The sequence below is a fragment of the Vibrio phycocola genome (assembly GCF_054404255.1).
Genome location: NZ_JBTAMQ010000002.1, coordinates 1 through 13,318, shown reverse-complemented (window position 1 = coordinate 13,318; position 13,318 = coordinate 1). Strand labels below are relative to the sequence as shown.

The window sequence follows — 13,318 nt, the reverse complement described above, 5'->3', positions numbered from 1 at the left end:
AATTTTATTCTTTAATTGTGTTAGGAGACAAGGTTACTGACATAGTGATATACGGACTTTAACAGAGACAGTTTTTTTTCATCAGATTGATATTGTTCTGCAAGTTGTTCGAGGTTCATGAAATAACTATCGATATTCTGATCGAAATAATCGCGACAGTGACTTGCCCATTGTTGCTGTTCTAACTGTGTTAACGTGGAAGGGTAGTTTCTAGCACGGTAACGAACGAGTAACGGTTTGATTCGCTGATCGTTAAATTGAATATCAAGTTGCCCTAATAATTCAGGTTGTGTATCTAGAATAATATCCATTGCAGAACGGTCCGCTGGAGTAAAGAAGCCGTTATAAAGCTGTGTATCGACATTCTCAGACTTTGGATAGTCTTCTTGTTGTGAAAACAGTTCAGTAAGCTTACTGCGGACGTCTTGATTGGCTTTCAGAGTATTTAGGTTTTCTAAACACTTCGAACGGTCAATACCAAGTTGGTGCGCATTTTCAGCGGTGAGAGTTTTCGCGGGGGCAAGTATCGGGCATTTATTTAAGTGTACGAGCTTGACCGGAATAGGAAGCTCATCTGCCGCAAGATCTTGTCGTTTTGTGTATAGGCGTTGTCGGATTTCATCGGCATCTAGCGTTAATAAAGGAGTAGGGTCCATCGATAGATCGACAACAATGACCGCATTGTTATTGGTTGGGTGCCAAGCAAATGGAACAATCCAGCTAGTATAATTGCGTTCTCTACCGAACATTCCCGAGACATGCAGTAGTGGTGTTAAATTGACAATATCAATGAGTGGGGTGAGCGCTTTCTTATGGCGCATAGAAAGAAAATAGTCAAATAGCTTCGGCTGTGCTTGTTTGATTTTCTTGGCCATTTCGATAGTAGCAATGACATCGGCCATCGCGTCATGGGCATTTTCGTGTTCAATATCGTTGGCAATCGAGAGGTGCTCAAGTTTGAAGCTTGGGTAGCCTTCTTCATTATCAGGCCAAACAATCCCTTCAGGCCTAAGTGCATGACAGGCTCGCAGCACATCGAGTAGATCCCAACGTGAATTGTTATTTTTCCAAGCCCATGAATAGGGATCGATAAAGTTGCGATAACAGGTATAACGAGTCACTTCATCATCAAATCGAATATTGTTGTAGCCAAGATTGATCGTCTGTGGTTTTGCCATTTCTTGATGAATTAAACGAATAAACTCAGGCTCTGGTAGTCCTTCTTGAACGGCTTTTTGTGGTGTAATACCAGTGATCAATACAGCCTCTGGATTAGGCAAATAATCCATAGGGGGTTGGCAATAAATAACTAATGGTTCACCAATTATATTGAAATCCATATCGGTGCGCACACCAGCAAATTGGCTAGGACGATCTAGCGCTGGGCTGGTTCCCCAGGTCTCATAATCGAAGAAGAAAAAGCTTGATTGTTCTTGGGAAGGCATCGAAATGGCTCATAGAAAAATTGTACATGTTATATCATTACACCATTAGCTGATTTGCTAAGCAAACAATATTGATTCATAAGCTAATAGATATTATTCAGATATCAATAATTGAACTGGGTGTGATACGATTACACCTTGGTAATTATGTATGTTTTAAGCTAATGAATTTCCGAACAATTAAATAGTTAAGTTAGTCTTTTTAAACATTATTCGTCAATCGCTTTATTCAGAGTACACGTCATGTTGGATCGCAAATTTCAGGCACAAATTCAAACTAAAATAGATCAAAAAACGAAGCCTCTCGGTGCATTGGGCCAGCTTGAAGTGGTTGCTGCTCAACTCGCGACAATCCAAAGTCAAGGTAAAGAGGCATTGGTCGATACCATTGAAATCGTAAAACCTACCGCAGTTGTTTTTGCCGGCGACCATGGAGTTGCGGAAGAAGGTGTTAGCATTGCACCAAGTGCCGTGACTCAGCAAATGGTGATTAACTTTTTGAATGGTGGCGCAGGTATTAATTGTTTTTGTCGTTCAAATAACGTGGAGTTGTATGTTGTCGATGCCGGAATACTCTTACCTGTCGAGTTAGAACACCAAAATTTCGTTCAGCAACGCTTAGGTGATAGAACCAATAATTTTGCGGTTGAGCCAGCTATGACTATTGATATTGCTAGACAGGGTATCGAATACGGAAAACAATTTGTTGGCTCATTAATTACGAATGGTTCAAATCTCGTTATGTTTGGTGAGATGGGAATCGGTAATACCAGTAGTGCTGCAGCAATAGTGTCTATATTGAGTGGGCAAGATGTATCGAAATGCGTAGGCATGGGAACAGGAATCACACCTGAGCAATATACAAAAAAATGTCAATTGGTTGCGCAAGGCGTTTCTCGATGCAACTCTCAAGATCCAATCAAAGTATTAGCCGAAGTCGGTGGATATGAAATTGCCCAACTGGTTGGTGGCTTCCTTGCAGCTTCGGAAAATGGTGTGCCGGTTATTGTTGATGGCTTTATTGTTACCGCCGCTGCTTATATTGCGATGCGGATTGACCCAGCATGTCGCGACTATATGATCTTTGCTCATCAGTCTGAGGAACAAGGTCATCAGATTGTATTAGATGAGATGAACGCGAAACCCTTGTTGCAGCTTGGGTTGCGTCTTGGTGAAGGAACCGGTGCCGTATTAGCAGTGCCATTATTACGTTGTGCTGCTGAATTCTACAATACTATGGCAAGCTTTGCTGAAGCGGGAGTTGAAGTTTAAATGCCCCAATTAAAATACCAATGGGAACTATTTTTATTGGCGCTGAGTTTTTTTACTCGAATACCTGTTGCAATGAACTTACCTTATTCTCCTGAACGAATGAATCAAAGTGGCCGCTATTTTCCGCTCGTTGGCGCTGTGATTGCGTTGGTTTGTTATGTTTTCTTCTTAGGCCTAATAACCATCCTTCCGGTGAATATTTCACTGTTTTACATGATGGTGGTGAGCGTATTAGTAACAGGGGCATTCCATGAGGATGGTCTTGCCGATATGGCCGATGGTATTGGTGGAGGCATGACTGCTGATAAGCGTCTTACGATTATGAAAGATAGTCGAATTGGGACCTATGGTGCGGTAAGTTTAGTCCTTGTCTTGCTGGGTAAGTTCTTGCTTTTATCTTCCATTTTAGAGTCCAACACGATTTCATTTTTTATCGTGTTGGGATGTGGGTACATTTCAAGCCGAGCCATAGCTGCAACGCTTATTTATAATACCCCCTATGTAAGTGAATTAGATTTGAGCAAAAGCAAGCCCTTAGCTCAAAGCCAGTCTTTAGGGGAGTTAATAGTAATAGTGTTAACAGGGGTTATCCCACTTGCGTTTCTTCCGTTTAAAGTCATGTTACTTATTGCGCTTTTACTTTTAGTCAGCCGCTTTTTGCTTAAACGTTGGTTAATATTACGGTTAGGGGGCTTCACCGGGGATTGCTTAGGGGCATTTCAACAAATTAGTGAATTATTAATCTACACATGTTTGATCGCTTGTTATCAAGTCCAGTGGTTATAAGGAAGTTGTATGCCAATCACGCTTATATTGGGAGGAGCAAGAAGTGGTAAATCGAGCTTCGCAGAAACCAAAGCAAAACTTGATGACAGTAAAAAAGGCAGCTCTTCATTACATTACGTCGCTACTGCGGTTGCATTTGACGACGAAATGAAAGCGCGTATTGCTCATCACCAACAGCGTAGAGGGAGTGAGTGGCAAGAGCATCTTGCTCCTGTGAACCTGTCACAACAACTAGAACAGTTTTCAACAAAAGACACGATTTTAGTCGATTGTTTAACCGTTTGGCTAAATAACGTTATTTACAATGACGGGCGGGATATCGAGGAATTGGAATTATTAGAGAAAGTTGAGCAACTAGTTGGTAAGTTGGAAAACAGTGATGCGAATGTCATTTTAGTATCAAATGAAGTTGGTTTTGGTGTCGTACCAATGGGGAAGGCAACGCGTCTGTTCGTTGATCATGCTGGATGGATGAATCAAAAAGTGGCGAGTGTGGCTGATAATGTCGTTTTGGTTGTTGCTGGCATTCCTATGGCATTAAAAGGCTCTTTATGAAGCAAATTAACGTGTATTTGCTAAGGCATGGTAAAACGTTAGGAGAGCCAGCTCTCAATGGACAAACAGATGTCTTAGTTGAAGAGTCGCTTCAACTTGAAATTTCGAAACGTATTGAAAGCAGCGATATTTCATTTTCCCAGGTTTACAGTTCACCCTTGCGTCGTTGTTATGACCTGGCGAAATTGGTTACTAAATACAATAAAGAAAGGGTTCTAAACGTTAATCCTAACTTAAGCGAGATGGATTTCGGTATCTATGATGGTGTCGAGTTTAATTCGCTGGAAAAGCATCAATGGCAGCCATTAGAAGAGTTTTGGAAAAGCCCTGCGTCTGTCCATCTTCCAAATGGGGAAAAACTGGAGCAGTTTAATCAGCGCTGTATTGAAGCTTGGCACTCAATTATCAATGATCTTTCCGAAGAGACTTTGATTATTGCTCATGGTGGAACGATAAGAATGATTCTTGCTCATGTTCTTAATGTCGATTGGGCTAACCCACAATGGGTTACTAGTTTGGGTATTGATAATCAATCTATTAGCCATATTCAAGTGACGTTTGATGGGAGTAATCATCACTTTTTGGTTAAGAGTATTGGTGTCACATTGTGAAAATTTAGCCACAATTAAAACCAACTTAATGTTACGATTACAGAAACTATATTGTTAATTGCATCGATTACTTTAGCTCGGTAATTTTCAGGTGCGATTCGGGGAGCGCTAAATGGATCACTTTCTATTTAAACAATCATTTTTAACCGATAGTCTAGAAAGTCACTCTGAACCATCTGATGTTAATTTTGTTAGTCCCAATGGCACCGTATTCAAATTACTTCGAAATGGTGTTCTTGAAGTTATTCCGGCTGATTTTCATCCCGGTACGTCAAAGAGCATTGTGATCTCCTGTGGTATTCATGGTAATGAAACAGCGCCTATTGAACTCGTAAACAAGTTGGTCTCTGACATTGAGAGTGAACATATCACTCTCTCACATCGTTGCCTGTTTATCATTGCCAATATTGAAGCGATTAAACAAAACAAAAGATATATTGATGAGAACCTTAATCGTCTGTTTGATGAAACTCCCCGAGAAGATACGAAAGAACACCTGCTAGCTGAAAGTCTTAAATACCTTGTTCAAGAATATTGGAATGACACTCCAATAGAGTCGCGTTGGCATTTCGATCTTCATTGTGCGATACGAGATTCAAAACATACTACGTTTGCAATAAGTCCTAAGTCGCGATATGCGGTACGAGATAAAGCGCTGTTTGATGTACTAGAGCTTGGCAATATTGAAGCCGTTGTGCTTTCGAACGCGCCTTCCAGTACATTTAGTTGGTATACAGCTTCAACACTTGCAGTGAAGTCAGTGACTGTGGAACTAGGGCGAATAGGACGTTTTGGTGAAAACGATTTGGCGAAGCTGGCTGCGTTTTCGTCAGCGCTTACTATGCTGTTAGCCAATGAAAAGATTAATGTCGAGCACACCAACACTCCGATTTATCGTGTCAGTCGAAGTATCATACGAATGCATGAAGATTTTAAATTCTTATTTGATCAAGATGTCGCGAATTTTACGTCGTTTATCCATGGTGAAGTCTTTGGTCATGATGGTGATAAGCCGCTGATGGCAAAGAATGATGGAGAGGCCGTTATTTTTCCGAATACCCATGTCGCCATAGGAGAAAGAGCTGCGTTAATGGTATGTCTTGTTAACGGACGCTTTGAACAAGGCCAGTTAGTTTACGATTAATTCACCACCAGTTGAAAATTTTTAATTTATAAGTTAGGGACTAGCCGTTAAGGTGAGTCCCTTATTAATACTCTCTAAGAATATCTTTCTAATTATGAATCTCTCTCAAATAGCGGAACAAGAGCAGAAGTCATGGGCGTCAACGATCAAGCGAATGACTATAGCGATGTTGTTACTCAGCGTCGGCTATACACTTGTCGGTGATCTTGTTATTAATCCATTTGATGGACTCGACCAGCTTGAACAACAACTTCTATTTCAATTGCGTATTCCTCGGCTCGTTGCGGCGCTTGTTATTGGTGCATCGTTGGCAATTAGTGGCGCCACATTACAAATTTTATTGAGAAATGTCTTGGCTGAGCCGGGAGTGATTGGTGTATCCGGTGGCGCCAGCGTCGCGATGGTTGTATTAATTACTTTCTTTCCATTTGCAGCAAATACTTTTGGCTACACGGCTGGAGCGATTGCAGGTGCGATGAGTTTTACAGTTGTTTTAGTGGCAATGGCAAGAGTTCATCGATTGTCGACAACCCGACTACTTCTTGTGGGTGTGGTTTTAGGTATTATTTCAAGTTCCATTGTCACTCTAGCATTTTACTTTTCCGACGAACTTAGCTTAAGACAGTTAATGTACTGGTTGATGGGCAGCTTAAGCGGGGTGAGCTTTACGCAATTTTATGTCTTACTAATTCCATTTCCCGTAATCTATTGGCTAATCAAACAGGCTAATCGATTGGACAAGATTATGCTTGGAGAAATTCATGCTCAGCAACTCGGTATTGATGTGTATAAATTGCGCTGGAAACTGATCGTGGCTGTATCACTATTGGTTGGTTGCTCGGTGGCAATAGCAGGGGTTATTGGATTTCTCGGTTTAGTCATCCCACACATAGTTCGCCTTGCTATTGGCACAGAGAATCGTTATTTGCTACCCACTTCAGCCGTCGCTGGTGCAATGTTTCTCGTGTTTTCAGATTTAATTGCACGAACTGTATTAACAAACGCGGAATTGCCGTTAGGTGTTGTCACTACGTTATTTGGGGCACCTGTATTTATTTGGATGTTAGTAAAAAGCCATGATTATCGTTAACAACTTGTCTGTTGATACTCGTTTAAATTCATCTTCGTTTTCGATTGAGAAAGGGGAGAAAATACATCTGATCGGCCCAAATGGAAGTGGTAAAAGCTCGTTATTGGCGGCGCTTTCTGGGGTTTTACCCGCGCGTGGCATAGTAGACATGGCTGGTGCTGATCTTCTTCAAATGTCGATATCACGTCAAGCAACATTGAGAGCATACTTAAGTCAAAACGACCAACCTAGCTTTCATGTAAAAGTGCATCAGTATTTAATGTTATCTCACCCGGAAGATATCAACTTTAAGCCAGAAGAGTTTGAGCAGGTAGTGAGGTTTTTAGTTGAGCGTTTATCATTAAGTGAAAAGCTAAATGACTCAATCTTAAATTTATCCGGTGGTGAATGGCAAAGAGTCAGACTTGCGGGGATTTTTCTTCAAGTTTGGCCTTCGCTTAACCCTTCATCTCAGTTATTAATTTTAGATGAACCAGCGGCTGCACTTGATATTGGGCAGGAAAAGCTACTGTATCAATTAATCGATGAGGTAGCGAAATTAGGTATTGCGGTTGTGGTTGCGAATCATGACTTAAACCGAGCGATTCAATATGCGGATAAGGCGTTAGTTCTCCATAACGGGGAACAAATAGCTTTTGGTGAGGTAAATTCAGTGATCGAGCCCGATCTGATTGGAAAAATCTTTGATACATCAGTTAAGGCGGTAAAGGTAAATAACCGAACTCATTTGGTCTTTGACTAGTTTGGTGCAATTTGCACGATCGTCGATCGTTACTGATGTGTAAATTAGTCTTCATTTGTCATGAAATTCAATTATTTCTTTATATGTCAGTCGGTTAGAGGTGTTTTGTATTTTTGGCACGTAAATAGCATTAGTTAAAGAGATACATTCTCGTTCTTGTTAGGCTTTAATAAAGTCTCCTTAGCCACCCTGATGAAAGTCAAGGTGGTTTTTTTTATCGCAATTTTAATATTTTAACCTTGGAATGATGATTATGTTAGACAAGGCTTGCCAGATCCGCTGGACGATAATATACAGATTTTAGTACTTTTCCTTTGCGTATCGTTTTTCCATTTCCATGGAAGTCTTGTGCACATTTTGCAATGATATACGGCGATTTTTCAATGGGCATGAGTTCCACGCCTTGTTTAGCATAAAACTGCTCAGTTTCTTTATATTCATCAAAATTACGACAAACTTTACTCATATTCGAGCTATGTACTTCATCCCAACACGGAACAAAGTCAATATCTCGATTAGCAGCAACATGCAGCAGTAACTCAATCAGATAGCTAATGGCCATATTATCATTGATAGAAACGTCACCGAGGTGAACTAAACGGCCCATTAGTACATAAACAGTGTCTACAATCGCATCGGCTTGCTCAACTTTATCTGGGGCTTCAGCCAGTTCAGTGAGCTCTTCAATCGCTAATGATGAGTGTAAGGTATCCGCTGCTTGGTCAAGCGATAAACGATTGTTTACAGGTAGATCAAATGTTGAACGAAATTCAACAATATCTTGATACAGGTGGTCAAAAAGGGGTTGAGTAAGTTTGGTAAATTGCATATTCAATCCATTATATTTCTATATTTGAGTAACAAGGTTTTCTATTTGTATAACTGCGTAACTGTGGTTGCTTCAAGTTCTGCACCAACGAGGTTTTCATCCCAATCTATACCAATCAGCACATCATCTTCATCTAAGGTGATCAGCCAATCTTCTACAAAAATATCTAAGGGAATTTCGATGACTTCGAATTCACTCCACTCGTCGATGGTATGTTGACTTGCTTTTTCTTTAGTTGACCAAAATGGCATAACCTCTTTGGTGAGATCTTGTGATTCACAGGAGAGCCAACCATCGTCGGCTCTTAATCCCCAAATTAGCTTATTTGATTGAGATGAAGAGATGAATTGAGAGATCTCTGCTGCATATTGTTCAGATTGACTAGCCATTTTGTTTACCCTTAAAAGTTTAAATTGGAGGTTAACATTGCGAAGCGAAAATTGATATGAATAGAATGAAGACACAAATAAAAATGGCTAACATATGTTAGCCATTTAATTACTTTAAATTAACGTCACATTAGTTGTCTGTTTGACGTGGTAATGTGGTGAAAATTGTCCATCGTTTGGATATGTCGCCTTTATGGCCAATTACCGATGCAATAACACGACGGTTTTTAGCGTGGCTAATCGGATCATCACCTTCAGCTTCGAGACGTGTATCTCCGTATGCGACAATTGAAATTCGACTCGCATCGATTCCTTCATCAATCAGCTTCTGTTGTACCGATAATGCACGATTTTTAGAGAGCGCTAGGTTTGCATCAGGGTTACCCACTTTACTTGCAAAACCACTTAACTCGATAGTTACGGCTGGGAATTCCTTTAAAAAACTCGCCATTTCAGTGACTTGAGCAATAAAAATTGGATTGATTTCACTGGATGCATTCGAGAATAAGATATGAAGAGCTTTCTCGTCAGAACTATCTGAATAGGCACCACATCCATCATTGTCGATACTAGCTTGAATCGATGTCTCAGGACACAAATCACGAGCATTGATCACACCATCATCATCATCGTCATTTAAATCAAATTGTTGATTAGCGACCGGAACATCGAGATATTCATATTCATCACTAGATGAATCAGCAATGTCCGAAGCAAATGCTAATGATGAAGAGAGTAATAGTAGAGCCGAAGCATACTTAAAATAAGTCATTTTAATATTTCACCTCTTCAGACCATTCTTCAGGGATATCAACACGTAGAGCATCAAGTATAGAACCTGAGGCATTTAATACACGATATTTTGCATATTGCTCAGTATATTTTGTCTCTAAATAATCTTGACGAGCTTCGAATAGCTCATTTTGACTATTTAAAAGATCGAGTAACGTACGCTGCCCAATTCGGTATTGTTTCTGATAAGCGATAACCGTTTTTGACACTGCATCCACATGATCAGAAAGATAGGATTTTTGTTGCATAGAAAGCTCTAACGCACTCCAAGACAAAGCCATACCTTCTTCTACTTGACGATAGGTATTCTCTCTAAGATCCTTTGCTTGATTCAATTTGTATGCTGCACTTTCTGAATCCGCTTTATCACTACCACCATTGAAAAGGTTGTAATTTAGGCGAAGCATAGCAAGGGTTTCTGTACTCTGACCTTCAAACCCATCAGCGTCATCGTACCAACTATGGCTCGCTTCAACCGAAAGCGTTGGTAAGCTGCTTGCTTTAGATTGCTCATATTGGAATCGAGCTGCATCGACATCAACTTGGGCAACTTTCAATGTCGGGTGTTTCTCTAAAGCTTGAGACAATGCGAGTTCTGGTGTTTCCGGAATATAATTTTGGTCCGCATTTGGGAATATCAAATCTTGAGGAACATCACCAACTAAACGCTTAAACTGAGTTTGAGCGTCAAACAATTGATTCTGTGCAGCAAGAAAGTTGGCCTGAGCTTTTGCTACACGAGCTTCCGCCTGGTTCACATCAGCAGTAGAACCAACCCCAGACTCGGCGCGACGTTGAATATCACGATAAATCGACTTGTGTATTGAAAGGTTATCTTCCGCTAATTGAACTAACTCAAATGCTTGAACCGTGTCCAAATAAATGTTTGCTACCTCGAGAGCTTTATCAGAGGCATCCGCAAGCACTTGGTAGCGTTGAGCTTCAGCTTCGGCAGCAGTACGGTCCATATCATTTAATGTATTTGAACCATCCCAAATTAATTGAGTAAGCGATATTGTGGCTTCTTTTCGCAGCATTTCCGTATCGTCGGTACCGCGTGAGTCAGCAGGGTTTATGGCTTCATATCCAATGCCTGCATCAAGATCGATAGATGGTAAATAACGACCAGCAGAAGAGTTGGAGTCAGAAACCTTACTCTTAAATTCATTGAAAACTTGTTTTAACTCTGGATTTGACTCGAGAGTTGCTGAGACCGCTTGCTCCAATGTTTGCGAGTAAGCAGAACTACCAACAAGCAACAATGAAAAAGCGACTATTTTGAGTGGAAATGCTTTCAAGACATTTCTCCTATTAAACAGGCTAGGCAAATAAAACCAATTTTATAAAAATGATGGTCTCAAGTGTAAGAAATAAATGTGAACTACAATTATTAATAATCAACGATAAAGGATATACCAACCGTATTCAGAACTCTAGGTTTGGAAATAAAAATAATCCACGCATGTGAAATACAATTACTTCAGCCTAGTGATTTAAATATATCTAATATAGATGAATCTATATTTCTGATTTATAACAAGTAAATATTCATCGAGCTTTCCTCGTTACTCTATTATTTTGTCAGAGTTTGTTAATCCATTCGAAATATAGATTAGAAAAACTGCGATATGTGTGATTACTGCTATAATGTCAGGTAAATGTCAAAATAAACAATTATTATAGATAGTTAAGTGCTAATGAACCTGGTTCATTACGTAGTCACTTTAACAGCTTCGAGGCAAATTCTATGGGTATCGGAACTTTATTTACACTAGCAAATGTAGCTGCTGATCAAATTGTCGTTATCGACAAGCTAGGTAATGTGTCTATCGTCGATTCAAGCTCAGATATGGCTGAAGGTGTCGTTGTTCTCGAACATGACCAAATCACCACTATTAATGATGAAAGTGAATTTTCAGCAAAGCAGATCATCGATGGACAACCTGTTGATGTAACGGCGGATGTAAATAACATTATTTCTCAAATCGAGGCTGGACTGGATCCCACGGCATTGGGAGATGAGTTCGCTACAGCTGCTGGTGGTACCTCAGGTTCAAGTATCACATCAGCGTATACCGTCGAGTTCTCAGGTAGTGAAACCATAGCACAAACTCAATTCGATACGGTTTCGTCGTTTGCAACACAATTATCGGAGGAGCAAGTTTCTTCTCTCGGTAATTTTGCTACAGAAGTTATAGCTGAATCGGTGAAAGACGCAGTTTTGCCAGTCGTGAATATCACTATCGATCCGATTACCGACGATGACATCATTAACGGCACCGAAGCGGATGGCACCGTCACCATCACAGGTAGCGTCGGTGGCGATGCATCACTGGGCGATATTGTCACGTTAGAAGTGAACGGCACAGAATACACCGGTGATGTGATTGATGATGGCGCGGGTAACTTAGTTTACTCAATTCCTGTGGCAGGCAGCGATTTAGCGTTAGACAACAGTGTGACGGCAAGTGTGAGTGGCACTGATGATGCCGGGAACGCTTATGAGGCGACTAATACCGCTGGGTACAGTGTTGATACTGATGTGGCAGCAACGATTAGCGTCGATCCGATTACCGGCGATGACATCATTAACGGCACCGAAGCGGATGGCACAGTCACCATCACAGGTAGCGTCGGTGGCGATGCATCACTGGGCGATATTGTCACGTTAGAAGTGAACGGCACAGAATACACCGGTGATGTGATTGATGATGGCGCGGGTAACTTAGTTTACTCAATTCCTGTGGCAGGCAGCGATTTAGCGTTAGACAACAGTGTGACGGCAAGTGTGAGTGGCACTGATGATGCCGGGAACGCTTATGAGGCGACTAATACCGCTGGGTACAGTGTTGATACTGATGTGGCAGCAACGATTAGCGTCGATCCGATTACCGACGATGACATCATTAACGGCACCGAAGCGGATGGCACAGTCACCATCACAGGTAGTGTCGGTGGCGATGCATCACTGGGCGATATTGTCACGTTAGAAGTGAACGGCACAGAATACACCGGCGATGTGATTGATGATGGCGCGGGTAACTTAGTTTACTCAATTCCTGTGGCAGGCAGCGATTTAGCGTTAGACAACAGTGTGACGGCAAGTGTGAGTGGCACTGATGATGCCGGGAACACTTATGAAGCTGGCGAGACTGCTGGATACAGTGTTGATACTGATGCGACAGCAACGATTAGCATCGATCCGATTACCGAAGATGACATCATTAACGGCACCGAAGCAGATGGCACCGTCACCATAACAGGTAGTGTCGGTGGCGATGCATCACTGGGCGATATTGTCACGTTAGAAGTGAACGGCACAGAATACACCGGCGATGTGATTGATGACGGCGCGGGTAACTTAGTTTACTCAATTCCTGTGGCAGGCAGCGATTTAGCGTTAGACAACAGTGTGACGGCAAGTGTGAGTGGCACTGATGATGCCGGGAACACTTATGACGCTGGTGAGACTGCAGGGTACAGTGTTGATACTGATGCGACAGCAACGATTAGCGTCGATCCGATTACCGACGATGACATCATTAACGGCACTGAAGCGGATGGCACAGTCACCATCACAGGTAGTGTCGGTGGCGATGCATCACTGGGCGATATTGTCACGTTAGAAGTGAACGGCACAGAATACACCGGTGATGTGATTGA

At 41.4% G+C, this 13,318-nt stretch carries 13 protein-coding genes; 8 read left to right on the top strand and 5 right to left on the bottom strand.

What is annotated here, in order from left to right:
• Positions 1-20: 20 nt before the first annotated feature.
• Positions 21-1,445, bottom strand: a complete 1,425-nt coding sequence (gene sbcB / locus ACXJY6_RS03635; RefSeq protein ID WP_456051961.1) for an exodeoxyribonuclease I — start codon at positions 1,443-1,445, stop codon at positions 21-23.
• Between the two features lie 243 nt (positions 1,446-1,688).
• Between sbcB and cobT the strand changes: the two genes are divergently transcribed.
• The 7 genes from cobT to btuD all read left to right on the top strand — a co-directional run bounded on the left by cobT (position 1,689) and on the right by btuD (position 7,645).
• A complete protein-coding gene (cobT, locus tag ACXJY6_RS03630) occupies positions 1,689-2,717 on the top strand; it encodes a nicotinate-nucleotide--dimethylbenzimidazole phosphoribosyltransferase (protein WP_458767436.1) in 1,029 nt (342 codons plus the stop codon).
• Complete coding sequence (locus ACXJY6_RS03625) at positions 2,718-3,503, top strand: adenosylcobinamide-GDP ribazoletransferase (RefSeq protein WP_458767435.1); 786 nt, start codon at positions 2,718-2,720, stop codon at positions 3,501-3,503.
• 9 nt (positions 3,504-3,512) lie between these two features.
• Positions 3,513-4,058, top strand: a complete 546-nt coding sequence (gene cobU, locus ACXJY6_RS03620) for a bifunctional adenosylcobinamide kinase/adenosylcobinamide-phosphate guanylyltransferase (protein ID WP_458767434.1) — start codon at positions 3,513-3,515, stop codon at positions 4,056-4,058.
• A complete protein-coding gene (locus ACXJY6_RS03615) occupies positions 4,055-4,669 on the top strand; it encodes a histidine phosphatase family protein (RefSeq protein WP_458767433.1) in 615 nt (204 codons plus the stop codon). The genes cobU and ACXJY6_RS03615 overlap by 4 nt, the downstream gene beginning before the upstream one ends.
• Positions 4,670-4,781: 112 nt before the next feature.
• Positions 4,782-5,813, top strand: coding sequence for a succinylglutamate desuccinylase (locus ACXJY6_RS03610; RefSeq protein ID WP_458767432.1), 1,032 nt, complete (start codon positions 4,782-4,784; stop codon positions 5,811-5,813).
• 94 nt (positions 5,814-5,907) lie between these two features.
• On the top strand, positions 5,908-6,903 hold the full coding sequence (gene btuC / locus ACXJY6_RS03605) for a vitamin B12 ABC transporter permease BtuC (protein ID WP_458767431.1): 996 nt from the start codon (positions 5,908-5,910) through the stop codon (positions 6,901-6,903).
• Positions 6,890-7,645 (top strand): vitamin B12 ABC transporter ATP-binding protein BtuD, encoded by a 756-nt coding sequence (gene btuD / locus ACXJY6_RS03600; protein WP_458767430.1) that lies wholly within the window; start codon positions 6,890-6,892, stop codon positions 7,643-7,645. The genes btuC and btuD overlap by 14 nt, the downstream gene beginning before the upstream one ends.
• Positions 7,646-7,901: 256 nt before the next feature.
• Here btuD and ACXJY6_RS03595 read toward each other — a convergent pair whose 3' ends face one another.
• From ACXJY6_RS03595 to ACXJY6_RS03580, 4 genes are all read right to left on the bottom strand, one after another.
• Positions 7,902-8,474: a nucleoside triphosphate pyrophosphohydrolase family protein gene (locus tag ACXJY6_RS03595; RefSeq protein ID WP_456051969.1), complete on the bottom strand. Its 573-nt coding sequence runs from the start codon at positions 8,472-8,474 to the stop codon at positions 7,902-7,904.
• 41 nt (positions 8,475-8,515) lie between these two features.
• Positions 8,516-8,863 carry a DUF2750 domain-containing protein gene (locus ACXJY6_RS03590; RefSeq protein ID WP_458767429.1) on the bottom strand — a complete coding sequence of 116 codons (348 nt, stop codon included), beginning with the start codon at positions 8,861-8,863 and terminating at the stop codon, positions 8,516-8,518.
• Positions 8,864-8,993: 130 nt separating this feature from the next.
• The gene (locus ACXJY6_RS03585; protein ID WP_458767428.1) at positions 8,994-9,635 is read right to left on the bottom strand and encodes an OmpA family protein; all 642 of its coding nucleotides are present in this window, start codon (positions 9,633-9,635) and stop codon (positions 8,994-8,996) included.
• Between the two features lies 1 nt (position 9,636).
• Positions 9,637-10,953, bottom strand: a complete 1,317-nt coding sequence (locus ACXJY6_RS03580; RefSeq protein WP_456051972.1) for a TolC family outer membrane protein — start codon at positions 10,951-10,953, stop codon at positions 9,637-9,639.
• Between the two features lie 449 nt (positions 10,954-11,402).
• Here ACXJY6_RS03580 and ACXJY6_RS03575 point away from each other — a divergent pair.
• A partial coding sequence (locus tag ACXJY6_RS03575) for an Ig-like domain-containing protein (RefSeq protein WP_458767427.1) occupies positions 11,403-13,318 on the top strand: 1,916 nt, incomplete at its 3' end.

Bases quoted from the DNA above. Each gene is read 5' to 3' on its own strand.
- sbcB (WP_456051961.1), bottom strand. From the start codon at position 1,445: ATGCCTTCCCAAGAACAATCAAGCTTTTTCTTCTTCGATTATGAGACC.
- cobT (WP_458767436.1), top strand. From the start codon at position 1,689: ATGTTGGATCGCAAATTTCAGGCACAAATTCAAACTAAAATAGATCAA.
- ACXJY6_RS03625 (WP_458767435.1), top strand. From the start codon at position 2,718: ATGCCCCAATTAAAATACCAATGGGAACTATTTTTATTGGCGCTGAGT.
- cobU (WP_458767434.1), top strand. From the start codon at position 3,513: ATGCCAATCACGCTTATATTGGGAGGAGCAAGAAGTGGTAAATCGAGC.
- ACXJY6_RS03615 (WP_458767433.1), top strand. From the start codon at position 4,055: ATGAAGCAAATTAACGTGTATTTGCTAAGGCATGGTAAAACGTTAGGA.
- ACXJY6_RS03610 (WP_458767432.1), top strand. From the start codon at position 4,782: ATGGATCACTTTCTATTTAAACAATCATTTTTAACCGATAGTCTAGAA.
- btuC (WP_458767431.1), top strand. From the start codon at position 5,908: ATGAATCTCTCTCAAATAGCGGAACAAGAGCAGAAGTCATGGGCGTCA.
- btuD (WP_458767430.1), top strand. From the start codon at position 6,890: ATGATTATCGTTAACAACTTGTCTGTTGATACTCGTTTAAATTCATCT.
- ACXJY6_RS03595 (WP_456051969.1), bottom strand. From the start codon at position 8,474: ATGCAATTTACCAAACTTACTCAACCCCTTTTTGACCACCTGTATCAA.
- ACXJY6_RS03590 (WP_458767429.1), bottom strand. From the start codon at position 8,863: ATGGCTAGTCAATCTGAACAATATGCAGCAGAGATCTCTCAATTCATC.
- ACXJY6_RS03585 (WP_458767428.1), bottom strand. From the start codon at position 9,635: ATGACTTATTTTAAGTATGCTTCGGCTCTACTATTACTCTCTTCATCA.